The sequence below is a fragment of the Staphylococcus sp. TCBT05 genome (assembly GCF_055179755.1).
The window spans coordinates 481681-506445 of sequence record NZ_JBUQDQ010000038.1 but is presented as its reverse complement, the minus strand read 5'-3'; the positions used below and the strand labels follow the sequence as shown (position 1 = coordinate 506445).

Annotated in this window: 24 protein-coding genes; 20 read left to right on the top strand and 4 right to left on the bottom strand. The window is 32.0% G+C overall.

From position 1 onward, the window contains the following. Nucleotides 1-12: 12 nt before the first annotated feature. Nucleotides 13-927: a D-ribose ABC transporter substrate-binding protein gene (locus tag ACY191_RS09585; protein ID WP_229367175.1), complete on the top strand. Its 915-nt coding sequence runs from the start codon at nucleotides 13-15 to the stop codon at nucleotides 925-927. Nucleotides 928-1160: 233 nt separating this feature from the next. Here the strand turns inward: ACY191_RS09585 and msrA are convergent, their stop codons facing one another. After that, a complete protein-coding gene (gene msrA / locus ACY191_RS09580) occupies nucleotides 1161-1676 on the bottom strand; it encodes a peptide-methionine (S)-S-oxide reductase MsrA (protein ID WP_042738755.1) in 516 nt (171 codons plus the stop codon). A 138-nt stretch (nucleotides 1677-1814) separates the two neighbouring features. Between msrA and ACY191_RS09575 the strand changes: the two genes are divergently transcribed. Beyond that, complete coding sequence (locus ACY191_RS09575) at nucleotides 1815-2795, top strand: LCP family protein (RefSeq protein WP_042738754.1); 981 nt, start codon at nucleotides 1815-1817, stop codon at nucleotides 2793-2795. 79 nt (nucleotides 2796-2874) lie between these two features. Here ACY191_RS09575 and ACY191_RS09570 read toward each other — a convergent pair whose 3' ends face one another. Then, entirely contained in the window at nucleotides 2875-3060 is a 186-nt protein-coding gene (locus tag ACY191_RS09570) for a 2-hydroxymuconate tautomerase (RefSeq protein ID WP_042738753.1), read from the bottom strand. A 160-nt stretch (nucleotides 3061-3220) separates the two neighbouring features. Between ACY191_RS09570 and ACY191_RS09565 the strand changes: the two genes are divergently transcribed. The 3 genes from ACY191_RS09565 (at nucleotide 3221) to ACY191_RS09555 (ending at nucleotide 6047) form a co-directional block, all read left to right on the top strand. Then, a complete protein-coding gene (locus tag ACY191_RS09565; protein ID WP_229367382.1) occupies nucleotides 3221-4483 on the top strand; it encodes a Y-family DNA polymerase in 1263 nt (420 codons plus the stop codon). Between the two features lie 89 nt (nucleotides 4484-4572). Next, nucleotides 4573-5025, top strand: coding sequence for a MarR family winged helix-turn-helix transcriptional regulator (locus ACY191_RS09560; protein WP_229367176.1), 453 nt, complete (start codon nucleotides 4573-4575; stop codon nucleotides 5023-5025). Next, entirely contained in the window at nucleotides 5022-6047 is a 1026-nt protein-coding gene (locus ACY191_RS09555; RefSeq protein ID WP_229367177.1) for a threonine aldolase family protein, read from the top strand. The genes ACY191_RS09560 and ACY191_RS09555 overlap by 4 nt, the downstream gene beginning before the upstream one ends. 93 nt (nucleotides 6048-6140) lie before the next feature. Here ACY191_RS09555 and ACY191_RS09550 read toward each other — a convergent pair whose 3' ends face one another. Continuing rightward, complete coding sequence (locus tag ACY191_RS09550) at nucleotides 6141-7232, bottom strand: prephenate dehydrogenase (RefSeq protein ID WP_042738750.1); 1092 nt, start codon at nucleotides 7230-7232, stop codon at nucleotides 6141-6143. Nucleotides 7233-7413: 181 nt separating this feature from the next. Between ACY191_RS09550 and ACY191_RS09545 the strand changes: the two genes are divergently transcribed. From ACY191_RS09545 to ACY191_RS09475, 15 genes are all read left to right on the top strand, one after another. Then, on the top strand, nucleotides 7414-8346 hold the full coding sequence (locus ACY191_RS09545) for a D-2-hydroxyacid dehydrogenase (RefSeq protein ID WP_042738749.1): 933 nt from the start codon (nucleotides 7414-7416) through the stop codon (nucleotides 8344-8346). 182 nt (nucleotides 8347-8528) lie between these two features. After that, nucleotides 8529-9347, top strand: coding sequence for a squalene/phytoene synthase family protein (locus ACY191_RS09540; RefSeq protein WP_107512877.1), 819 nt, complete (start codon nucleotides 8529-8531; stop codon nucleotides 9345-9347). A 272-nt stretch (nucleotides 9348-9619) separates the two neighbouring features. Next, nucleotides 9620-9925 carry an SdpI family protein gene (locus ACY191_RS09535; protein ID WP_463270012.1) on the top strand — a complete coding sequence of 102 codons (306 nt, stop codon included), beginning with the start codon at nucleotides 9620-9622 and terminating at the stop codon, nucleotides 9923-9925. 28 nt (nucleotides 9926-9953) lie between these two features. Beyond that, complete coding sequence (locus tag ACY191_RS09530) at nucleotides 9954-10982, top strand: M42 family metallopeptidase (protein WP_042738746.1); 1029 nt, start codon at nucleotides 9954-9956, stop codon at nucleotides 10980-10982. A gap of 296 nt (nucleotides 10983-11278) precedes the next feature. Next, nucleotides 11279-12001: a hypothetical protein gene (locus tag ACY191_RS09525; RefSeq protein WP_229367180.1), complete on the top strand. Its 723-nt coding sequence runs from the start codon at nucleotides 11279-11281 to the stop codon at nucleotides 11999-12001. 558 nt (nucleotides 12002-12559) lie between these two features. Continuing rightward, a complete protein-coding gene (locus ACY191_RS09520; protein ID WP_229367181.1) occupies nucleotides 12560-13966 on the top strand; it encodes an anthranilate synthase component I in 1407 nt (468 codons plus the stop codon). Then, the gene (locus ACY191_RS09515; RefSeq protein WP_229367182.1) at nucleotides 13963-14559 is read left to right on the top strand and encodes an anthranilate synthase component II; all 597 of its coding nucleotides are present in this window, start codon (nucleotides 13963-13965) and stop codon (nucleotides 14557-14559) included. Before ACY191_RS09520 ends, ACY191_RS09515 begins: the two co-directional genes overlap by 4 nt. Then, nucleotides 14528-15544, top strand: a complete 1017-nt coding sequence (gene trpD / locus ACY191_RS09510; protein ID WP_107589400.1) for an anthranilate phosphoribosyltransferase — start codon at nucleotides 14528-14530, stop codon at nucleotides 15542-15544. The genes ACY191_RS09515 and trpD overlap by 32 nt, the downstream gene beginning before the upstream one ends. Then, nucleotides 15528-16310, top strand: a complete 783-nt coding sequence (gene trpC / locus ACY191_RS09505) for an indole-3-glycerol phosphate synthase TrpC (protein WP_229367183.1) — start codon at nucleotides 15528-15530, stop codon at nucleotides 16308-16310. Before trpD ends, trpC begins: the two co-directional genes overlap by 17 nt. Next, on the top strand, nucleotides 16310-16948 hold the full coding sequence (locus tag ACY191_RS09500) for a phosphoribosylanthranilate isomerase (RefSeq protein WP_107513009.1): 639 nt from the start codon (nucleotides 16310-16312) through the stop codon (nucleotides 16946-16948). The genes trpC and ACY191_RS09500 overlap by 1 nt, the downstream gene beginning before the upstream one ends. Then, nucleotides 16941-18155, top strand: coding sequence for a tryptophan synthase subunit beta (trpB, locus tag ACY191_RS09495; protein ID WP_042738739.1), 1215 nt, complete (start codon nucleotides 16941-16943; stop codon nucleotides 18153-18155). Before ACY191_RS09500 ends, trpB begins: the two co-directional genes overlap by 8 nt. Beyond that, nucleotides 18148-18876, top strand: a complete 729-nt coding sequence (trpA, locus tag ACY191_RS09490) for a tryptophan synthase subunit alpha (protein ID WP_229367184.1) — start codon at nucleotides 18148-18150, stop codon at nucleotides 18874-18876. The genes trpB and trpA overlap by 8 nt, the downstream gene beginning before the upstream one ends. 120 nt (nucleotides 18877-18996) lie before the next feature. Further along, nucleotides 18997-19656 (top strand): type 1 glutamine amidotransferase domain-containing protein, encoded by a 660-nt coding sequence (locus ACY191_RS09485; protein ID WP_463270011.1) that lies wholly within the window; start codon nucleotides 18997-18999, stop codon nucleotides 19654-19656. 297 nt (nucleotides 19657-19953) lie between these two features. Next, nucleotides 19954-21216, top strand: a complete 1263-nt coding sequence (locus tag ACY191_RS09480; protein WP_107528020.1) for an aminoacyltransferase — start codon at nucleotides 19954-19956, stop codon at nucleotides 21214-21216. A 30-nt stretch (nucleotides 21217-21246) separates the two neighbouring features. Beyond that, nucleotides 21247-22506 carry an aminoacyltransferase gene (locus ACY191_RS09475; RefSeq protein WP_107528019.1) on the top strand — a complete coding sequence of 420 codons (1260 nt, stop codon included), beginning with the start codon at nucleotides 21247-21249 and terminating at the stop codon, nucleotides 22504-22506. 413 nt (nucleotides 22507-22919) lie between these two features. On the opposite strand, the gene ACY191_RS09470 is transcribed toward ACY191_RS09475, so the two are convergent. Then, the gene (locus ACY191_RS09470) at nucleotides 22920-23441 is read right to left on the bottom strand and encodes a DUF308 domain-containing protein (RefSeq protein ID WP_042738734.1); all 522 of its coding nucleotides are present in this window, start codon (nucleotides 23439-23441) and stop codon (nucleotides 22920-22922) included. Between the last annotated feature and the right edge of the window lie 1324 nt (nucleotides 23442-24765).

The window sequence follows — 24765 nt, the reverse complement described above, 5'->3', positions numbered from 1 at the left end:
GGGGTTTAGAGTATGAAGAAAATCTTTATTTGTTTAATTGCTGTACTATTATTTTTAACAGGTTGTTCGCTTGAATCCCCTTTAGAAAATAATAGTAATAGTAAATCGGATAAGAAGAAATCAGATATTGTAATTGGTGTTAGTATTTCTACTTTGAATAATCCTTTCTTTGTAAAAATTAAACAAGGCATAGAAGATGAAGCGAAACGACAGGGCGTAAAGGTCAAGTTTGCGGATGCGCAAGATGATGCAGCAAAACAAGCTAATGATATCGATGATTTAATTCAGCAAAACGTAGACTACTTAATAGTAAATCCTACTGATTCAGACGCTATTTCAGGTAGCATACAAATTGCGAATGACCAAAATATTCCAGTAATTACTTTAGATAGAGAAGTTTCTAAAGGGAAAGTAGCGTCATTTATTGCTTCTGATAATGTTAAAGGTGGAGAGATGGGTGCACAGCTTATTGTTGATGAAATAGGCAAAGATACCAAGGTGGCAGAATTAGAAGGTATTCCTGGTGCGAGTGCGACGAGAGAACGTGGTAAAGGATTCCATAATATCGCTGATAAATCATTGGATGTCGTATCAAAACAAAGTGCGAAATTTAACAGAACGGAAGGGTTGAATGTCACACAAAATATTATCCAAGCGCATCCTGATATTAAAGCCGTCTTTGCTCAAAATGATGAAATGGCTTTAGGAGCAGTGGAGGCTATAGGTAATAAAGATATTAAAGTTATTGGTTTTGATGGAAATGAAGATGCGTTAAAATCAGTAGACAATAAAAAATTATTTGCAACAGTAGCTCAACAACCTAGTTTAATGGGAGAAGAAAGTATTAAAACAGTTATGAAACTTTATGATGGTAAAAAGGTTGCTAAAAAGCATAAAATACCATTGAAAATGAAACAGCAAAAGTAAATCTTAGAAAGAATCGTTTTAGATTATAATAATAAAGCGCATCGATTGAAATATTAAATTTTAATCGGTGCGCTTATTTGATAAAGGGATAAGCCACAGTCGTATAATTTAATAAGAATATATACCAAATTATCGAGGTGTCTTATGTATTTCACATGTTTTTGGGTATTACTTGAATGGATTGTAGTACAGTTTATTCAAATTGTGAGTGTTGATGCCATATCAACAACAGACTAAACATCACTACTATTTTTATATTGATTGCGATCAGCTTGTTCCTTAGCATAGCGTTCAGGATTCTTTTTATAAAAATCTTGATGTTCTTCCTCAGCTTTATAGAATTCAGAAGCGGGTAAGATTTGTGTGGCAATCGCTTTGTCTTTATCGATTGTATGCTTTAACTTTTCTACATAATCTTCAGCTAATTCCTTTTGATCATTATTTGTATAGAAAATAGCTGTCTGATATTGTGCGCCTCTATCTTGGAATTGGCCACCAGCATCTGTTGGATCAATTACAGAAAAGAATATTTCCAATAATTTATTATACGAAAATAATGCGACATCATATTCGATTTCAACAGTTTCTAGATGCCCAGTTTCGCCAGTCTTCACTTGTTCATATGTTGGATTGTCGACATGACCTCCCATATAACCAGAGGTTACCTTTTCAATGCCTTCAAATGTATCAAATGGTTTGACCATGCACCAAAAGCAACCTCCGGCGAAGTATGCTTTGTTTATATTCATGATTAACATCCTTTCTGTATTGGACTTTAGTACCATTTATTAAGTTTTTTCTTGATTTTTATACACTTTTTATATAAGTTAGTATATATTAATTATAGTACATAAATGTGCAATTTTGAAGATATAAGGTTGATACTAATGAGTGAAGACAAACAAAGCAACAATGAATTTACAGAAAAAAGAACGACCGACAGTTCTATGAGAAGAGTAAAAAAGAAGAGAATTAGAAAGTTTCCGTTTATTATTTTGATTTTCGTCGTAATCTTAGCTATTATTATTGGCTATTGTGTACATGGTTATCATTCAGGAATAGACTATGCCAAAGACCATGGCAAGACACTCAAAGCACATAAATTTAATGGTGCTTCTAAAAATGATGGCAAGATTACAATTATGGTACTGGGTGCAGATAAAGAGCAAGGTGGTATTTCACGAACAGACTCTATTATGATTGCGCAGTATGATTATATTCATAAGAAAATGAAAATGATGTCCGTTATGCGTGATATATATGCAGATATTCCAGGTAGTGGGCAACACAAAATAAATTCAGCTTATTCAATTGGTGGTCCTGAATTACTGAGACAGACATTGAAGAAGAATTTAGATATTGATCCTGAATATTACGCAATCTTAGACTTTACTGGATTTGAGAAAATGATTGATGAACTTGAACCTGATGGTGTCCCAATTGATGTTGAAAAGGATATGTCAGCAAATATCGGCGTATCTCTAAAAAAAGGTAATCATCGACTAAATGGTAAAGAGTTATTAGGATATGCGCGATTTAGACATGACGCTGAAGGTGACTTTGGACGTGTGAGAAGACAACAACAAGTTATGCAATCACTGAAGAAGGAATTAGTGAGTCTAGATACATTACCTAAATTACCAAAAGTGGCTGGTATATTAAGAGGATATTTGAATACCAATATGCCAGATTCAGCATTGATACAAACTGCGTTAAACTTTGGTATTCGTGGTGATAAGAATATAGATTCTGTTACATTACCAATTAAAGGTACTTACCAAGATTTACAGACACCAACAGATGGTAGTGCTTTACAAATTGATAAAGCTAAGAACAAAGAAGAAGTTAAAAAGTTTTTAAATGAATAAATAATAATAAAGAAGCGTTCACTTTAGGAGTGAGCGCTTCTTTATTGTATTACCATTGTTATGCTTAGTCATAGATACTTTATTGATCTGATTTTCTTACGCCTGCAACACCGTAATGTGCAGGATTCATTTCTTCAATCACTACTTGGATTGCTTCTTTATTTGCACCTGTTGTTTTTTCAACTGCCTGTGTTACTTCAGAAACAAGCGCTTTGAGTTGCTCATCTGAACGACCTTCTAATAATTTTACATTGACGATTGGCATTGCAATTCCTCCTACTTAACTATAATTGACGCATTCATTATAGCATGAAAATTCCCAAAAGTTAGAAATTTTATTCGAACAGAACGTTCGTTCGTTAATTGTTGAAAGGGAACACTTGTTCGTATATAATATTTTTATGAAGGGGGCATTCATTATGGATATGTATGATTATAATCTAGTGGAAGAAAGAGATGTGCTATGTATAGATCAAAAGAGCTTTTTTGCAAGTGTGTCTTGCATACAGAAGGGACTAGATCCAAAAGAAGTTAAACTTGCAGTCGTAGCTGATACTAAACGTCAAGGTTCTGTTGTATTAGCAGCCACAGGACCTTTAAAGGAATTGGGAATCAAGACTGGATCTAGGTTGTTTGAAATACCACATAGAAATGACATATATATTATTAACCCAAGTATGCGCAAATATTTAGAAGTATCGATAGCAATCTCTAAGGTTGCTTTACGTTATGTTGCACCTGAAGATTTGCACCAATATAGCGTGGATGAATTTTTCATCGATGTTACAGATAGCTATCATAGGTTTAGCACGACCTTACATTCATTTTGTGAAAGATTACAGTATGAGATAAAGGAAGAGACAGGGATTGATTGTAGTATTGGTATCGGATCTAATATGTTGTTGAGTAAGGTAGCCATGGATATTGAAGCGAAACATAGTCCGAAAATGATAGCAGAGTGGCGTTATCATGATGTTCCTCAAAAGTTATGGCCAATTAAACCATTGAGTAAATTTTGGGGAATTAGTAAGCGTACAGAAGCCAAATTAAATAAGAGAGGGATTTTCTCTATTGGTGATTTAGCTAACTACCCATATCCATACTTAAAGAGGGATTTAGGTATTATCGGCGTAGATTTACATTTACATGCGAATGGTATAGATCAAAGTAGAGTGAGAGATAAGTATGAAGTGATGAATCCCTCCATTTGTAAAAGCCAAATATTGATGAGAGATTACCGATATGAAGAAACAAAGGTTGTGATGCGTGAACTTATAGAGGATGTAGCAAGTCGTGTTAGAGCAAGGAATAAATTAGCAAAGACTATCCATTTTTCATTTGGTTACAGTGATGAAGGAGGTATTAGTAAACAATATACTTTGGATAACCCGACCAATCTAGATGATCAAATATTTCAAGTTATTGAGCATTTTGCAGATAAATTATGTGATCGTTCAGCATTATATCGTACATTGAGCGTGTCATTAACACAGTTTGTCAACGAGAGGGAGAGACAACTGAATTTATTTATCGATGAATATGAAAGAAAGCGCAAGGAACGTTTAGCTAAAGCAATTGATGAATTACAAAGAAAGTATGGTAGAGGCATAGTGTCTCGAGCTGTATCGTATACTGCAGCAGGGACAAAGAATGGAAGATTAGGATTAATGGCTGGACATAAGATGTAGCAAACACATACCTTTTATATAGTTGACAAAATCAACTTATTAATCTATGCTGCAATTAGTTGACAAAGTAAACTAATGAGGTGTTGAATTTGAGTGTACAGACAATAAGAAAGTTTAATCGCTACTATACAAGAATCTTAGGTATATTTGACAAGAAAGTATTTAATTTAAACTATTCTATGATAGAGATGAGAATATTAGGAGAAATTAGTAGGAATAGTGGTATAACAGCTAATACATTAACAACCTATTTAGATATAGATAAAAGTTATTTAAGCAGGATTCTTGATAAACTATTAACTGCTGACTATATATATCGTGAAAAGGATTCAGAAGATAGTAGAAAATTGCATATTTATCTAACAGCAGAAGGGCAAAAGCTTAATGAATATGTAGAAACTGCATCAAATAAAAAGGTGGAAAAGTTAATCGCTGATATTTCACCAGGTGAAGTTAAAGCATTAGAAGAAGCAATGGAAACTATTGAAAACATATTAGGTCAAGTGGTTAGTCCGGATATAGAAGGAGAGACTCATAAATGATTTCATTTGAAAATGACTATCTAGAAGGTGCACATGAAAAAGTGTTAGCGCGACTGATTGAAACTAATATGGTTCAAGAGTCAGGCTATGGTACTGATTCATATACAAAGCAAGCTCAAGAACGTATTAAAGAAGTGATAGGCTTACCAACAGCAGAAGTACAATTATTAACAGGTGGAACACAGACTAATCAAATCGTTATAGATACTATGTTAGAACCATATCAAGGTGTACTTGCAGCAGATACAGGACATATCAGTACTCATGAAGCGGGAGCGATTGAATTTACGGGTAAAAAAGTAATAACGCTTCCTTCAAGTAACGGGAAGTTATCCGCCGAATCAGTAAAGGACTATATAGAAGTATTTTATAACGATGCTAACCATGACCATATGGTATTTCCAGGCATGGTTTATATCTCATTTCCAACTGAGTATGGAACATTGTATTCAAAGCAAGAATTAGAGCAACTATCTGCGGTTTGTAAAGCGTATCAAATACCACTATTTATAGACGGGGCACGGTTAGGCTATGGATTGGCAAGTGATTACTCAGATGTAACAATAGCAGACATCGCACAATTAAGTGATGTTTTTTATATTGGAGGTACAAAGATAGGGGCGCTTTGTGGTGAAGCGGTTGTCTTTACTTCAAATAATATGCCAAAGCATTTTGTAACACGTATTAAGCAACATGGCGCTCTATTAGCAAAGGGTAGATTATTAGGTGTGCAATTTTTAGAATTGTTCACGGATAATTTGTATTTTGAAATTAGTCAACATGCTATAAAAATGGCTCAAAAATTAAGAACATCATTTGTAAACAAAGGTTATCAACTGTATATAGACTCATCAACAAACCAACAATTTTTTATTGTACATAACGATAAATTAAAAGAACTACAAACAAAAATAAAATTTTCGATATGGGAACAATATGATGCAACACATACAATCATACGCTTTGTGACGAGCTGGGCAACAACCGAAGAAAATATTGCGAAGATAGATGCATTGATTTAAAACCATTAGTGAACAAAACAAAACCCAACATTCCCCTAAAAATGGGAGTGTTGGGTTTTTGATGTAAATTACACAAAATATCGCAATGAAAATCTAGTCGAAATAAGTATCAAAATCACTTAGTACTTCAGCACCGTGTTTGCGATCTTCAGGATTTTTAAAACTAATACGCAAGGCTCCATAAATATCTTCACGGACTTCTAATATTCTAAGGTTACTTATAGAAATATTATGTAAACTTAAGATGTGAGTTACTTTGCTAATCATACCTGGTTTATCCGGAATATCTACATATAGATCATACTCGACAGACAGCGCACCTTGTGATTTAAGGGGTAATTCATCACGATATACTTTAGCGTCATTAAAGAAATCATGTAAGTCTTTAGGGTTATTATGTTCTATTAAATCAATCACATCAGCCATTTGATGTTTCCATTCTCGTAATAACTTTAAAATTGTGTCTTTGTTCTCTAATGTGATGTCACGCCACATGACAGGGTTACTACTAGCGATTCGAGTAATATCTCTAAAACCACCAGCTGCCAATGTTTTAACTAAGGATGAATCTTTAACGTGTTCAGCATTAAGATGTACTAAACTAGATGCGATGATATGTGGTACATGACTCACGATACCAGTAACAAAATCATGCTCTTCAGCAGTTGTTGAAATAAATTTAGCATCAGTTGTTTTCAATAGCTCTTGTATAATTTCAAATGCATCATCATTTGCTGATTCATTATGTACTAAAATATAGAATGCATTTTCGAATAAATGTTTTTTTGCGTTAAGAACTCCCGATTTATGACTTCCAGCCATAGGGTGGCCACCAACTAAATGAATATCGTGCTTTAATAAATAACTTTCGTACTGCTGTATTGTAGATTTTGTACTACCCGTATCAGAAACGATGACATGCTTTTTGATATGATAGTTAGGTAATTCTTGAAGATATTTAATTGTTTGTTGAACTGGTGTGGCATAAATAATAATATCTGCATTTTCGACACAAGCCTGATAATCTGTAGATTTATAATCGATAATGCCGATAGAATGTGCCTTTTCTAGTTGTGATGCATCAGCATCAAATGCCGTAATTTCAATATCATCATGATAATATCGAAGATTGCTAGCTAAACTTCCGCCAATTAAACCTAATCCGACGAAAAGAATTTGTTTCATAAAGCGAATCACCTCTATCAAAATTTTCAGAATAGTAATATTGTATAGTAGCAAGTATTAATAAGCAACATCAATCAGTATATTTAGTCGATACAGTGAAGGGAATATTAACGAAGAATAAAAATTTAAATGTATAATTATAGAAGGTATGATTTGGTACAGTTAACAAAGGAGAATAATAATGAAGATTCAAAATATATTAATAGCTGGTGATTATCAAGCAGCATTTCATGAATATCTACCAAAATTAAAAAATTATAATTTATTATTTAAGCAATTACAGGAAATAGATAATAATGATTTAATATGGGCAGATGTATATGTAGGTTTTAGCCCTAGCCAAAGCTTTCAACCGCAGCAAGTTTCGTGGGTACATACGTTCAATGCTGGTGTAAATAATTATTTACAATTAAAGGGTTGGTTTGAATCAGGAACACTTTTAACGAGAACAGTAACAGATTTCGGACAAAAAATGGCAGAATATTGTCTCAGTTACATGCTTAAAGAAGCACAACATCACGAAATATTAGAGAAACAGCAAAGAAATAAACAATGGTCTGTTGTCACTCCTAAACCATTAAAGGAAATTACAGTAACTCTATTTGGAACAGGGGAAATTGGTAAGAAAATAGCGGAAATTTTTTCGTTATTAGGTATTACAGTATACGGTATTTCGTATAGTGGCGAGCAAAAAAGTGAATTTAAAGCTGTGACAACAGTAGCACAATCTAGTCAATATGTAGAAAAATCAGATTACATAATTAGCACGTTGCCTTTAACACAAGAAACAAATCAGTTATTTAATAGCACTATTTTTAAAACGTTTAATAAAGCAGTCTTTATTAATGTAGGCAGGGGACAAGTTGTCAATACTGAGGACTTAATACAAGCACTAGAAAATAATACTGTTCGCCATGCTATATTAGATGTTGTGGATGAAGAACCTTTACCGACAAATTCTGTTCTGTGGGATAGAAGTGATATAACTATCACACCACACATATCAGCGTTGACAGATATTGATGATGCAGTTGCATGCTTTTATGAGACATTGCAAAATATAGAAAATAAAAATCATCTCAATAATAAAGTTGATTTTCAAAAAGGGTATTGATCACTAGGATAATACAAAAAATATAAATGATAATTTTTTAATATTGCAAACCTTATTTATTGTAAATTATAGAATAAATATTGTTTATAGATAATTGAAGGCTATAAATTGAATTTGCCTTGGAATAATGTTTTATTTTGCCATTATGTGATAGTATTTTAAAAAAGGGAGGTAACAAGAAAATGACAGAAAAGAATTTCCCAAAGGATGCAATGCGAGTTCTGAAAGAAACGAGCCGTACATTCTATATACCGATTACTTTTTTAGATAAAGAAATCAAACATACAGTTGCATCGGCTTATTTGGTAATGCGTGCAATTGATGAAATTGAAGATCATGAAGAAATCGATAATGATTTGAAATATGATTTATTAATGCAAGTCAGTGATTTGTTAAAGAAACCATTTAATGAGACCGAATATCTTAATATTTTAGAACCTGTTCTAGATGATATGCCTGAAGTTACCCGTCGTTTAGGTGATTGGTTGGAGGCTTGTCCAGATAAGACATTAACAGTTGTTAAGTCATCTACGAGTGAGATGGCATATGGTATGGCGAAGTGGGCTAAGGCAAACTGGGAAATCCATACACGAGAAGATTTGGATGATTATACATATTATGTTGCTGGATTAGTAGGTGTCATGTTGTCAGAAATTTGGGACATTTGTGCCGGTGTTAAGACTGACCGTGATTTAGCAATTGGCTTTGGTCGAGGTCTACAAGCCGTGAATATCTTGCGTAATGAAGATGAAGACTTAGAAGAACGTGGCGTGAGCTTTAAACCAGATGGTTGGACGCGTGATGATTTATTTGAATATGCTGAAGAAAATCTAGCTAAAGCAGATGAATATAAAAAGGATATCAATAAAAAGACGATATTATTATTCTGTCGACTACCTCTAGCGCTTGCATATAAAAGTTTAAAAGCAATGAAAAATGGACGTGAGAAAATATCGCGCCAAGAAGTTGAAGAAACAGTGGAAGAAATTCAAAAAGATTAAATCGAATAAACACTTAAGAATGTATTAAGGTAACAAGTTTAGTCATATATTTAAGTAATTTATATTTGGAATGATACATGTTTAATAGATACTTTTATATGATTATTGAAATTGCACTAATAAACACTCAACATTTAGTGTTCGAGACATATAGTTTATAAAATGCCAACCCAAGATTAAATCATCACTTGGGTTGGCTATCTTTGTGTTAATTTATCTAAGGGAGGATAAGTAGCAATATGCTTTTGCTAACTTTCATAGTAGCGCATCATTTGATCATACGAAATTTCAAGAAGAATGTGCAGCAAAATTTTATAGCTAAACCCAATTTACTAATGGGCTATCGCAGTTTTAAATCATTGAAAAATGATAAAAGTTGGCAATTTGCACAACAAATGTTTTTAAAATATTCAGAACAGGTAAACAAAGTAGGGGTTGTATTAGGCGTCTTAGCGTTACTTTGGGCTATCGCAACGTGGTTAACACCAAGTTCACTAATTATTCAAGTTTTACTATTTTTTGTAGGTATATTATATATAATTATAAGAACGGAAATAAAAATAACTAAAAGTTATTAATTAAATCAACATAAGTGAGGTAGTACATATGGAAGCTATTTTTAAAACAATTAAAGAACTTACAGAGATTAATAGTCCATCAGGCCATACTACACGTGCGATAGAGTATGTACAGCAACACGCACAGAAATTAGGTTTTGATACGGAAATCACTAACAAAGGTGCATTATTAATCACAGTTAATGGTCAAAACGATGCACAGTATAAATGTATAACTGCACATGTTGATACATTAGGTGCAATGGTAAAAGAAATCAAAGAAGATGGGCGATTAGCTTTAACATTAATCGGAGGATTTCATTATAATGCGATCGAAGGTGAATACTGTGAAATAGAAACAGCAGCAGGTCAAATCTATAGTGGCACAATCTGTATGCATGAAACGAGTGTACATGTATATCGTGATAATCATCAACTACCACGGGATATAGAACATATGGAAGTACGTTTAGATGAAAAGGTAATGAGCAAAGCAGATACAGAAAGTTTAGGGATTGAGGTCGGTGACTTTATCAGTTTCGATCCTAGGACACAAATAACAGAATCTGGATTTATTAAATCGCGTCATTTAGATGATAAAGCAAGTGTTGCAATGATTATTGAATTATTGAAGGATATCAAACATAATCAATTAACATTACCACAAACGACACAATTTTATATTTCTAATAATGAGGAAATTGGTTATGGTGCAAATGCATCAATATCACCTAAAGTTGTTGAATATATTGCTTTAGATATGGGAGCGCTAGGCGATGGCCAAGCATCCGACGAATACACAGTTTCAATTTGTGCTAAAGACGGTTCAGGACCATATCATAAAGCCTTAAAGGAACAACTCGTTAGCCTCTGCAAAATTAATAAAATACCATATAAAATTGATATTTATCCATATTATAGTTCCGATGCATCAGCAGCGCTCAAAGCTGGTGCAGATGTACGACATGGTTTATTTGGTGCTGGTATAGAATCATCACACGCACTTGAAAGAACACACATCGACTCATTAAATGCCACTGCAGCATTACTAAAGGCATATTGTCTTACAGCTTTATAAGTCAATTTAATATCTTTATAAATACTCCTGAAAGTAGAACCAAAAACTCACTTTTAGGGGTGTTTTTGTGTTTGACAATATCAATTTATGTAATTGGAAAATCTATTATCGTATTAAAATTTAGTAACACAAAAAAATGTATTAACACAATCAATTTCAATGTATAATTAAAACGTAAGAAAGTTAAAAAATATAAATTTATATTGTTTGAAATATTAAAGAGATGTAAAGAAAATGCATCCTAGAATGAATGATGACGAATAATATAAAATTTAATAACAGAAAAGGAGACAATGATGAAAAAAGTTATAGGAATATTATTAATGTTTACAATTTTACTGGCAGGTTGTGGCTTTAATTCTAAAAAAGAAGATAAACCATTAGCATTATCAAAACTTGGAACTGGGGAACATATTTTATACATATCTCATCAATCGTCGAAAGAAATTAATAAAGTTAATGAAATAACTCAAATTATACAAGTTAAAGATGGCAAAATGAAAGGATATAATTTAGAAGAATCGACAACGAACTTAAAAGAATTGTCTAAAAAAGATGATAAAGAAGTGGTGAAATGGGCTGCGAAACAGGATAAACATAACTTTGATAAAGAATATAGCTCTAGAGAAGATACATTAAAATCATTGATTTCTTATGAAAAAAAGGGCAGTTCAGATTATAAGAAATACAATGAAGAATTAAAGGATTTAAGAACAATAAAGTATGTAAAACCAAAGTTTCATAAGTTTAATATTGAAACTACGCTGAAAAATGGAAAGCATCAAGAAACAATGATTGACCTACCGAGTTTAGTTAGTGTATCAATAAATGATATGAAAGAATATAAAGAAGACCTAGAAAATATGGGAATGCTTAATGTTAATCGTAAATTGTCAACGAAGAAAATAGGTAATTCAAGATTTTCGGGAGTACAAGAACATTATGGTAAACATGAACGAGACAATACTAATGTCATTATAAAATTAGATAAAGATCAATCCAAAGTTAGTTTTTACTAAATTAGTAGATGCTTAATATATATAACAGGATATTAATTTTCAAAAAAAAGATGATTACTGTTGACAAATAACTGAGATGCTCGTATTATTCTAGTTAATTACTTTTTGCAACTTTGGTTGCCATTTGAAAGTATGAGTAACATATATGATTCGTAGTACACAGAAAGCTAATGGTTGATGAAAATTAGCACGGCATATATTGTGAATTGGGCTTTTGAATGTATAATATTATATTTTTTAAGTGAACAAATGAAATTGTTAACTAAGGTGGCACCACGGTAACGCGTCCTTACAGAATGCGTTATTGTGGTGTCTTTTTATATTCAAAATTATGGAAAACAAAATGTAGTAGGTTATGAATGAGTAGTTTCAGAAAGTTAGTGGTCGATGCAAACTAACACTCACATAAACTGAAATTGGGTTTTGTTGGATTTAAAATTTAATAACTTAAGAGTGAGTAGAGATTTTTTTCTACTAAATTTAGGTGGTACCGCGCGACAGCGTCCTTGACATAATTTGAGTTAAGGGTGCTGTTTTTTTATTAGGAGGTAAGTTGAAATGAAAATATATTATGAAAAATTAAATGCTGAAGTAACACCGGAAGCATTAGCGAGATTAAGAAAGAAAAAAATTGTCCTTGAAAGTTCGGATCAATCACAATTAAAGGGACGTTATTCCATTGTGATATTTGATACGTATGGATCCGTAACATTAGATAACGAAACTTTAGAAGTTGTAACGAATGAACAACAAAAAATAATTAATGATAACCCTTATCAAGCATTGAAAGTGTTGGTCAACGACTATAAAGCGGAAATCGATGATAGTGAATTAGCAGCTCTACCATTTATATCAGGGTTTGTAGGATCATGTAGTTTTGATTTAGTTAGACATGAGTTTCCTGTTTTAAAACAAATTGAATTGGAAGATCATCCACAGCATGATGCTAAATTTCATATGGTAGAAGATGTTTATGTGTTTGACCACTATAAAGAGCAATTGTTTATTATCGCAACTAATTTATTTTCAAATCAAGCAGAATCTGAATTGAAACAGCGTGTTCAAGATAGAATTAACGAATTAAAGCATATTACGATTTATCCTGAATATAAAGCGCATGATTTAAGTAATAAGCAGATTGAAGCTAATATGACACAGTCAGAATTTGAAGAAACGGTTAGTGCTATGAAGTCTTTAATACAGCAGGGTGATATGTTCCAAGTCGTACCCTCTATTATTTATAGTTATCGTCATCAATTTGGCAATCATCTAAAGCAATTAGCTTATCAATTGTATCAAAATTTAAAACGTCAAAATCCAAGTCCATATATGTATTATCTCAATATGGATGAGCCTATCGTTGTGGGTAGTTCACCAGAAAGCTTTGTTAAGGTGAAAGGTGATACAGTTGTGACAAATCCAATAGCAGGCACAATTAAGCGTGGTAAGAATGAAGCTGAAGATATTGAAAATGAAAAATTACTAAAAAATGATGAAAAAGAGTTAAGCGAGCACAGTATGCTAGTTGATTTAGGAAGAAATGATATTCATAGAATTAGTGCGACGGGAACTTCAAAAATTGAAAAACTAATGGCAATTGAGCGTTATGAACACGTTATTCATATTGTCAGTGAAGTGACGGGTAAATTAAACGACGATTACTCACCGATGTCAGTCATTGCAAGTTTATTACCTACTGGAACAGTTTCGGGTGCACCGAAGTTAAGAGCAATTCAACGTATTTATGAAGCGCAACCACATAAACGCGGTATTTATAGTGGAGGTATAGGTTATATCAATTGTAATCATGATTTAGATTTTGCTTTAGCAATACGTACAATGATGATAGACGATACACATGTTAATGTACAAGCAGGTTGTGGTGTTGTATATGATTCTATTCCAGAAAAAGAATATGAAGAAACAAGATTGAAAGCTAAAAGTTTATTGGAGGTATCACCATGATTCTTATAGTTGATAATTATGATTCGTTTACTTATAACTTAGTAGATATGATTGCTAAACAAGAAGAAGTTATAGTGAAATATCCAGATGATCCTGATATATATGATTTGAATGTCGACGGTGTATTAATTTCGCCAGGACCGGGACATCCGTTAGATACAAAGGATTTAATGACAATCATTGAACATTATAAAGATAAACCAATATTAGGCGTTTGTTTAGGCTCGCAAGCTTTAACAGCATATTATGGTGGAGATGTAATACAAGCTGATAGCATTAAGCACGGAAAAACAGATCAAATGAAAGTAATCAAAGATACACCTTTATATCAAAATATGCCAGAATATTCTGAAATAATGCGATATCACTCGTTGATTAGTAATCCTAAAACATTTCCTAATTGTTTAACAATAACTGCAGAAACCGCGGATTGTATTCAATCATTTGAACATCAAAGTGAATTACATTTTGGTATTCAGTATCACCCTGAATCATTTGCCACAGAATATGGTGAAACAATAATCAAAAACTTTATCGAAATAGTAAGGGAGGCAAAAGACAATGCAATTACAAACAAAGTTAAATCAATATAAACCATTAAATCAAGAAGATATGAATGAATTTATTTCCAGTCTAATCAACACAGATTTAACTGATAGTGAAAAGGTGAAATTATTAGAGACATTTTCAGAAAAGGAAATTACTCAAGATGAGTTAACTTATATTTCAAAAAGTTTAATTCATTCAATGTATGATCAACAACCTACCTATAGCAATAGTATGTGCGTTTGTGGTACAGGTGGAGATAAGTCAAATAGCTTTAATATCTCAACTACTGTTTCATTTGTAGTTGCTAGCGCTGGTGTCCCTGTAATTAAACATGGAAATAAAAGCGTAACATCTGCCTCTGGAAGTACAGATCTATTAAATGCGATGAATATCAAGACGAGAACAGTTGAGGAAACACCTGAACAACTTCAAGATAAAGGGTTAGTGTTTTTAAGTGCAACAGAAACGTATCCAATTATGAAGCATATCCAACCTGTTAGAAAACAAATTAGTACGCCAACAATATTTAATATTACTGGTCCATTAATTAATCCATTTAAATTGGATTATCAAGTGATGGGCGTTTATGAAACATCCAAATTAGAAAAAATTGCGCATACCCTTGCAGATTTAGGGAGAAAAAGAGCAATCGTAATGCATGGTGCAAATGGTATGGATGAAGCAACGCTTTCAGGAGACAATATTATTTATGAGGTAACTGAAACAGGAGACGTGATCAATTATACGTTAAATGCAACAGATGTCGGACTACAAAGTGCGAACAATGAGGCCTTAGTTGGTGGCAGTCCACAAGATAACTTAGAAATTACAAAAAATATTTTGACTGGTAGCGATCAAACAGCAAAAAGAGATGTTGTTGTGTTGAACGCTGGTATAGCACTTTACGTTGCTGAGAAAGCTGAAAGTATCAAAGATGGAGTAGAAAAAGCGCAAACATTGATTAATGAGGGTAAAGCATTAGAACAGTACAATAAAATGGGAGGCAAAACGTATGACTATATTAGATGAAATCGTAGAGTATAAAATGGACCTGATAAAGGTAGGATATTATGAAGAAAAACTAGAATCATTATCAAAAATTGATGTTTCCCATAAACCTACATTAGAGTCACAGTTAGCACAATCAAATGATTTAGCTGTTATAGCAGAAATCAAGTCGAAAAGTCCGTCTCTAGATAAATTACCGGAGAGGAATTTAACACAACAAGTAAAGGATTATGAACAATATGGAGCGAATGCTGTATCAGTATTAACTGATGAACGTTATTTTTCTGGAAGCTATGAAAGGCTACAAGAATTAACTGTTGAAACCAATTTACCTGTATTATGCAAAGATTTTGTAGTAGATCGCATACAAATCGATGTGGCCAAACAAGCAGGTGCTTCGATAATATTATTAATCGTCAATGTGCTTACTGATGAAGCATTGCGTGATTTATATGATTATGCAACATCATTAGGTCTAGAAGCCTTGATAGAAGTTCATGACAGACAAGAATTAGCACGTGCTTATAAGTTGGATCCTAAAATTATTGGAGTGAATAATCGAGATTTAAGACGTTTTGTTACAGATGTCCTGCATACAAATGAAATATTACAAGATAAAAAATCAGGATATTTCTATATTTCAGAAAGTGGTATTCATGACAAACAAGATGTTGAAAATATTGTTGATTCAGGTATCGATGGCTTGTTGATTGGAGAATCTTTGATGAAAAGTGATAAATTAAATGAATTTTTGCCAAGCTTAAAATTAGATAAGGTGAAGTCATAATGAAACTAAAATTCTGTGGCTTTAAAACATTAGATGATGTTGAAAAGGCGAAAAATTTAAATATTGATGCAATTGGTTTTATACATTATCCAAAGAGTAAACGTTTTGTAGATGTACAAACCATTAATCAATTCACCCAACTCATTCCCGACGATAAAGAGAAAGTGGTTATTGTGGTCAACCCTAGCAAAACTACTATATCTGACTTAATAACGCATACTGGTATTACAACCATTCAATTACACGGAGATGAAACTTTAGCCACAATAAATTATATAAAGCAAATTGCACCACAACTAAAAATTATAAAGGCATTACCTGCAAAAGATTTAGCAACATTGCAACAATCTATTATTCATTATCAACAAAGTGTTGATTTGTTTATTATCGATACACCATCTGAAGATTTTGGTGGCACTGGAAAAGTTTATGATTGGTCGATACTTAAATCATTAAGTGATATTGAATTTTTAATTGCTGGTGGTATTAATTTGGAAAATATAAAAAAAATCGAACAACTTAATTTGAATCATGTGGGTTATGACATTGCAAGTGGAATTGAAACTGATGGGGTTAAAGATAGTGAGAAAATGTATGAAATCATTGAATATGTGAAAGGAGTACAACAAAATGGTTAAAAAAATACAAACAGAAGCAGATGAATTTGGATTTTTTGGAGCATATGGTGGTCAATATGTACCAGAAACATTGATGCCTGCAATTCAAGAATTAAAAAAGGCTTATAAAGAGGCGCAAGCAGATCCAGCCTTTCAACAAGAATTAGATAACTATTTAAAGGACTATGTAGGCCGTAGTACCCCTTTAACATATGCAGCATCGTATACTGAACAACTTGGTGGCGCAAAGATTTATTTAAAAAGAGAAGATTTAAATCATACAGGTGCGCATAAAATAAACAACGCTTTGGGGCAGGCGTTATTGGCTAAACGCATGGGGAAAAATAAATTAGTTGCCGAAACTGGAGCAGGTCAACACGGTGTTGCGAGTGCAACTGTTGCAGCATTGTTTGATATGGAACTCGTAGTCTTTATGGGTGAAGAAGACATAAAACGACAATCTTTAAACGTCTTTCGAATGGAATTACTTGGTGCCAAAGTTGAACCTGTTACTGAAGGTCAAGGCACTTTATCAGATGCTGTCAACAAAGCATTACAATATTGGGTCAGTCATGTAGAAGATACGCATTATTTATTAGGATCAGCTTTAGGACCTGATCCATTTCCAACTATGGTTAGAGACTTTCAAAGTGTGATTGGATCAGAAATAAAAATGCAAATTCTTGAAAAGGAAGGGCGTTTACCCGATGCAGTTGTAGCGTGTGTTGGCGGAGGATCTAATGCGATTGGTACATTTTATCCATTTATCAATGATGCTGTGAAATTATATGGTGTAGAGGCTGCAGGTGAAGGTATTGATAGTGATAAGCATGCGTTAGCTATCAACAAAGGTAAAGAAGGGGTATTACATGGTACTAAAATGTATTTAATACAAGATGATCATGGCCAGATTCAGTTAGCCCACTCTATATCAGCTGGTTTAGATTATCCAGGCGTTGGACCAGAACACTCATATTATCATGATATTGGGCGTGTGACTTATGAAACTGCGAGTGATAAACAAGCAATGGATGCACTTGTTTCATTTACTAAGGCTGAAGGTATTATACCAGCTATTGAAAGTGCCCATGCACTAAGCTATGTAGAATCATTAGCTCCAAAGATGAGTAAAGATGAAATTCTTGTAGTTACTGTATCAGGACGTGGAGATAAAGATATGGAAACGATAAGGAATTATATGCAACAAGGCGGTGACAATAATGAGTAAACTATTTATTCCTTATATAATGGGAAACAAAAGTTTTATTGAAAATATGAAAACTTTAAGTGCTGCTGGTGCAGATATTATAGAAGTAGGTGTGCCATTCTCTGATCCTGTTGCTGATGGACCCGTGATTATGGATGCAGGAAGCAAGGCGATTGAAGAAGGTGTAAACATTCAATATATATTGGATGAATTAAAATCTCATCAAGCTGAAATTGAGAGTGATTATGTATTGATGACTTATTATAATATAATAAATTTTTATGGAGAAGATGCTTTCTTTACAGCATGTGAAGATGCAGGCGTGTATGGATTAATAATACCTGATTTGCCATTTGAATTATTAGAACAACTAAAGGAGCGCCATCCACAACGTAAGCTATATATCATTTCATTAATTGCTATGACGACTTCTGAAGAACGAATTGAGCAAATTGCTAAACAAGCAGAAGGTTTTATCTATACCGTTACCATGAATGCCACTACAGGGGAAAATGGTAAGTTTCATCCACAACTAAAGTCAAAAATTAAGCAAATTAAAGAAATTTCGAGTGTACCAGTAGTAGCAGGATTTGGTATTAGAACGCCTGATCATGTGAAAGATATTATTGAAGCTTCTGATGGTGTCGTTATCGGTAGTGAGATTGTTAGACGTTTTAGCGAAGATAACCACGATACAACTACAGATTATTTAAATTCAATTCGTCAAGCACTTGATAGTTAAAATAAATGTAGTAAGAAATGCATACTCTTTATTTAGTACGGGTAAAATATTAAAGGAAGAAATGAGTTTAAAATAAAGATTTAGAAACTACTCATATTACTAATGAAGAGGTGACTTATTTTGAGTAAAAAAGTCTTATTTATATTAACGAGCAGAAGTCAATATGATGATGGTACACCAACAGGTTTATGGTTAGAAGAAGCTAGTGAACCATATAATATTTTAACAGAAGCAGGCATTGATGTAGATATTGTGTCTATTCAAGGTGGAGCAGTACCATTAGATCCCAATTCAACACAAAATGATGAGTTAACTCAATATGATAACTTTGTTAATGCTATAAAAGATGTGCCAAGTATTGAAACAGTTGATGTCCAAAATTACGATGCTGTCTATTTACCGGGCGGTCATGGTACAGTTTTTGACTATGCGCACAATCAAAAATTAGCATCTATATTAGCTGACTTTAAATCTGATGGCAAAGTCATTTCATCTGTATGTCACGGTCCAAGTGCATTTGTCGGTGCCAAAGATTACGATGGCAACTTTTTAGTCCAAGGCGTTACGCTAACATCATTTACTGATGATGAAGAACGTGCAATGGGATTAGACGACAAAGTGCCATTCTTGACGCAAACAGAGCTAGAGAATCAAGGGGCTAAATTTATTGTTAAAGATAATTTTGTTGAACATGTTGAAACAGATGGACAATTTATCACTGGTCAAAACCCACAATCTAGTGTTGAGATAGGTAAAACTTTGCGTGATGCATTAAAATAAATTAAAATAGAAGCAAAGCTTAATTACTGTATTAAGTAGTATAAAACTGGAGAACTTTATGTTTTCCAGTTTTTGTACTTTACGGTAACTAGTTCTTATTTTTAATACATTTTGAAAGAATAGATAGTGATTAAGTGTAAAATATTATTTTATTTAAAGAAAACGTTATAAAATGCATTAAATCAACATCGTTGAACATAGGTATTGATTTTGTTTTATAAATGAATATTGTATAATAATAAAGATTGAAGATTATAATATTAGAAATAGAATCATAGACATTTAGGAGTATATAAAATGAAATTTACTAATTTGACTGCAAAAGAATTCGGGACATTTACAGATAGTATGCCTAATAGCCATTTCACTCAAATGGTGGGGAACTATGAATTAAAAATTGCAGAAGGTACAGAAACACATTTAGTAGGTATAAAAAATAATGAAAATGAAGTTATTGCAGCATGTTTATTAACTGCTGTACCTGTAATGAAATACTTTAAATATTTTTATACTAACCGTGGACCGGTAATAGATTTTGAAAATAAAGAACTTGTGCATTACTTCTTTAATGAATTATCAAAATATGTAAAGAAACATCGTGCGCTTTATTTAAGAGTTGATCCATATTTACCTTACCAATATCGAAATCATGATGGTGATGTATTAGAGAATGCAGGGCATGATTGGATCTTCGATAAGATGAAGCATTTAGGTTATAAACACCAAGGTTTCTTAACTGGTTTTGATCCAGTCGTTCAAATAAGATTTCACTCAGTATTAGATTTAAAGGATAAGACTGATAAGGATGTCCTAAAAGACATGGATGGTTTACGTAAGCGAAACACTAAAAAAGTTCAAAAAAATGGTGTTAAAGTACGTTTCTTAGGTGAAGATGAATTGCCAATCTTTAGAGCATTTATGGAAGATACTTCTGAAACTAAAGCTTTCGAAGATAGAGACGATAGTTTCTATTATAATCGTTTGAAATATTATAAAAATCGTGTGCTGGTACCGTTGGCATATATGGATTTTGATGAATATATCGAAGAACTTACTGCTGAACGTGAAGTTTTAAGTAAAGATATCAACAAAGCTTTAAAAGATATAGAAAAACGTCCAGAAAATAAAAAAGCTTATAACAAAAGAGATAATTTAGAAAAACAACTTATTGCAAATCAACAGAAAATTGATGAAGCAAAAGCATTACAAGAGCAACATGGTAATGAGTTACCAATATCTGCAGCATTCTTCATTATCAACCCTTATGAAGTTGTCTACTATGCCGGTGGTACATCAAATGAGTTTAGACATTTTGCTGGAAGTTATGCAGTGCAATGGACTATGATAAACTATGCATTAGACAATAATATAGACCGCTATAATTTTTATGGGATTAGTGGTGACTTTACAGAAGATGCAGAGGATGCAGGCGTAGTTAAATTTAAAAAAGGTTTCAATGCAGATGTAATTGAATACGTTGGTGATTTTATCAAACCAATTAACAAACCAGCATATAAAATATATACAGCACTTAAAAAATTAAAAGATATAAAGAAGTAAACATAAATTATAGAAGGGAACTAAGCTAGAATGAAATTTACAGAGTTAACTGTCAAAGAATATGACAATTTTGTACAGAATCCAGCATTAGAAAGTCATTACTTTCAAGTGAAAGAAAATATTGCGACGAGAGAAGAAGATGGATTTCAAGTTGTATTATTAGGCTTAAAAGATGACGATAATCAAGTTATTGCTGCTAGTCTTTTCTCTAAAATTCCCACAATGGGTAGCTATGTTTATTATTCAAACCGTGGTCCGGTCATGGATTATAACGATTTAGGTTTAGTGGATTTCTATTTGCGTGAATTAGATACATATTTACAACAAAACAATTGTTTATATGTGAAAATGGATCCGTATTGGATTTATAATGTCTATGATAAAGATATTAATCCTTTACCAGAATATAATGAAAATGACGCATTGGTTAATCTGTTTAAATCACATGGCTATACGCATCATGGCTTCACTACAAAATACGATACTTCAAGCCAAGTGAGATGGATGGGTGTACTAAACCTTGAAAATGAAACGCCTGCTAGTTTGAAAAAGCAATTTGATAGCCAAAGAAAGCGTAATATTAATAAAGCGATTAATTATGGCGTAAAGGTACGTATGTTATCACGTGATGAGTTCGGTATATTCTTGGATTTATACAGAGAAACAGAAGAACGTACTGGATTTGTATCGAAAACAGATGAATATTTCTATAATTTTATTGATAATTATGGCGACAAAGCATTGGTGCCGTTAGCGTATATTGATTTAGATGAATATATTAATAGCACTCAAGAAGCCATTAATGATAAAGAATCACGTAGAGATCAAATCATGCAAAAAGAAAATAAAAATGATAAGCAGTTAAAGAAAATTGCTGAACTAGATAAACAAATTGAACATGACAAGAAAGAATTGTTACAAGCAAGTGAATTACGTCAAACAGACGGTTCGATATTAAACCTAGCATCTGGTGTTTACTTTGCAAATGCTTATGAAGTTAACTATTTCTCTGGTGGATCATCAACGAAATATAATCAATATATGGGACCTTATATGATGCATTGGTTTATGATGAATTATTGCTTTGAACATGGGTATGCGCGTTATAATTTCTATGGATTATCAGGTGATTTCACTGAAAATAGTGAGGATTACGGTGTATATAGATTTAAACGAGGCTTTAATGTACAAATTGAAGAGTTGATTGGTGACTTCTATAAGCCGATTAAGAAGACGAAATATTGGCTGTTTAATACATTAAATAATGTACGTAAAAAAGTGAAAAAATAGCAAAAATAAAACAGCAACCTGATTATGTATGAGCAAAATTCAGGTTGCTGTCTTTCATTTTTAAATGAAAATATTAGTTATATTAGGATGGCAATCTAATATAACAAGTATACTAAATTGTGTGGAATAATCTTAGTTGTTGATACTCGATGTCTTCCACATTTTTAGTATATCAATCGAAATATTATATTGCAATATCATTACATTATAATATTTTTATAGTAAAATTTATTTTTATAATTTTTGTTTTTGCAATGAAATGGCTCGATTATTGCCTATGATTAGCTCTAACAAATTTGCTAACGAAATAGTGTCATTATAACTACCGAATTATCTTTAAAAAAGCGTTTATTGAAATACATTTATTTCAATAAACGCTTTTGTCTTACAATGTGGTTTTTAAAATTAATTTATTATGATAATGCGATAATAATTTGTGAGATACCTATAATCACAAATACGAACGCAAGTACAAATGATACTAGCACAGCTGCAATTATAGGGTTAAATAATAAAAGTATCCCCAAAATTATTTCTAAAATATTAATAAAAATAGAAATCGTGTGTAATAAACGATTAGATCTCTCGAGCTGTGTAACTGTAAATATAGCTAAAACTGCATGAATAATAAACCAAACAGCAAATAGATAAATGATAAATGTAGTACTCGTAACAATATTAAGCATAATGACAATACCGATAATAATATTAATAACAGCAGTTAGCATTATGAATACTGAATTTTGATTTGTATGCTTCCTCATATTAAAGCTCATCACAAGCTCCATAAAGCCATTGATTATAAATAATAGTCCAATTAGCCAAGTAATAACGAAGAGATTTTCTTGAGGAAAACTCATGATAAAAACTGCTATAATCAGGAAAATCACACCAACAACTAAACTTGGCCATTTGATTCGATTGTTTTGACTCATTTTAGTCACTCCTAAGTTAATAATAATAACAGTATAAACATATATAAAGTAAATGCAACTATAAAATATAAATAACCATAAATATGTTATGTAAACCTATAGTAGTTTACTTTTAGTTTAAAACCAATCAACTAAGGATTGTTCCATCATATTATTATTTATATATCATAAAGATGACAGCTGTATATGGATATATCTAGCAGCATGTTGCGTGTTCGATATTATGACGCTGAGATTGCAATTTCTGAGCATCGAAAATTAATTTTACGTGTCATTGTACGTTGAATGTAATCTAGAATCACTTACAGCATGATGAGCAATAATGCAATTGGTTGTCTGAGTATTATGGATATAATTAAATCTTAAAAATTAGAATGTTGTGGCGTAAAATTTTTAAGATTGCGAGTTAATTCGCAATATATGGATTAGATCGTTGTAAGTTTATAAGGACGATAAATCGTTCAGTAATAATAAGCAACATGTATGAGCAGTTATAAACGTTTAATATATTAAACATGAAATTACATTAAATATAACTAATGAACAGTTAAAGTCATTGATTCATATGGCATATTTTGAAATTTTGTTTTTAGTTTACATAATATATATTATAGGAAGTTATGTGTAGTGATTGAAAAGTGCGCATTATAACCCTATTTCATCTATCATACTGTTAATTTGCATCAACGTCTTTCATATCATTCATTAGTAGATTTCAATTTTTAAAATTATAGATAATCCTGTTCATTAATTATTGGTTGTTTTCTATAGTTGAAATTATGTTATTATTTAAGACTTGATTTCAGTTACTAAATCCAATAAATATAATTTAGCTTGCTAATGCTTATAAATCTAATTCATCACATTTTATAAATTCAAATTCGAGTCATTTAACTAATAAAATTATTCATATTATTTAATTTGTTGATAATTCTAATCAGAATTTTGTTCAAGCTCATTCTTTTAAGACATTTATCTCTAAAGTCAAAATGCTATTCAATTCCATATGTTTGTATTTGAACAATCCTGTAAATTTTGAATAATAAATCACTAGCATCTAAGTTAACCTGCTTTAAGCAAGTATATTTTATTGATTGTCCTATATTTAACTATTATTTTGCATTCAGTAATAGTTAAAGTTTTGATATACATTTATCTCCTATGATTGTGAGTTTGTACTTATTAATGTAGTTATTATCATTGGTTTGTTAGATTTTACATATTTTCTGCAAAAAGTGAATTATTCCGCAATCAAAGTAATAGTATAAAACTAAGTTTTTAAAAATCTAATTGATAACACTTTTCAATTAGGATATAATAAAAG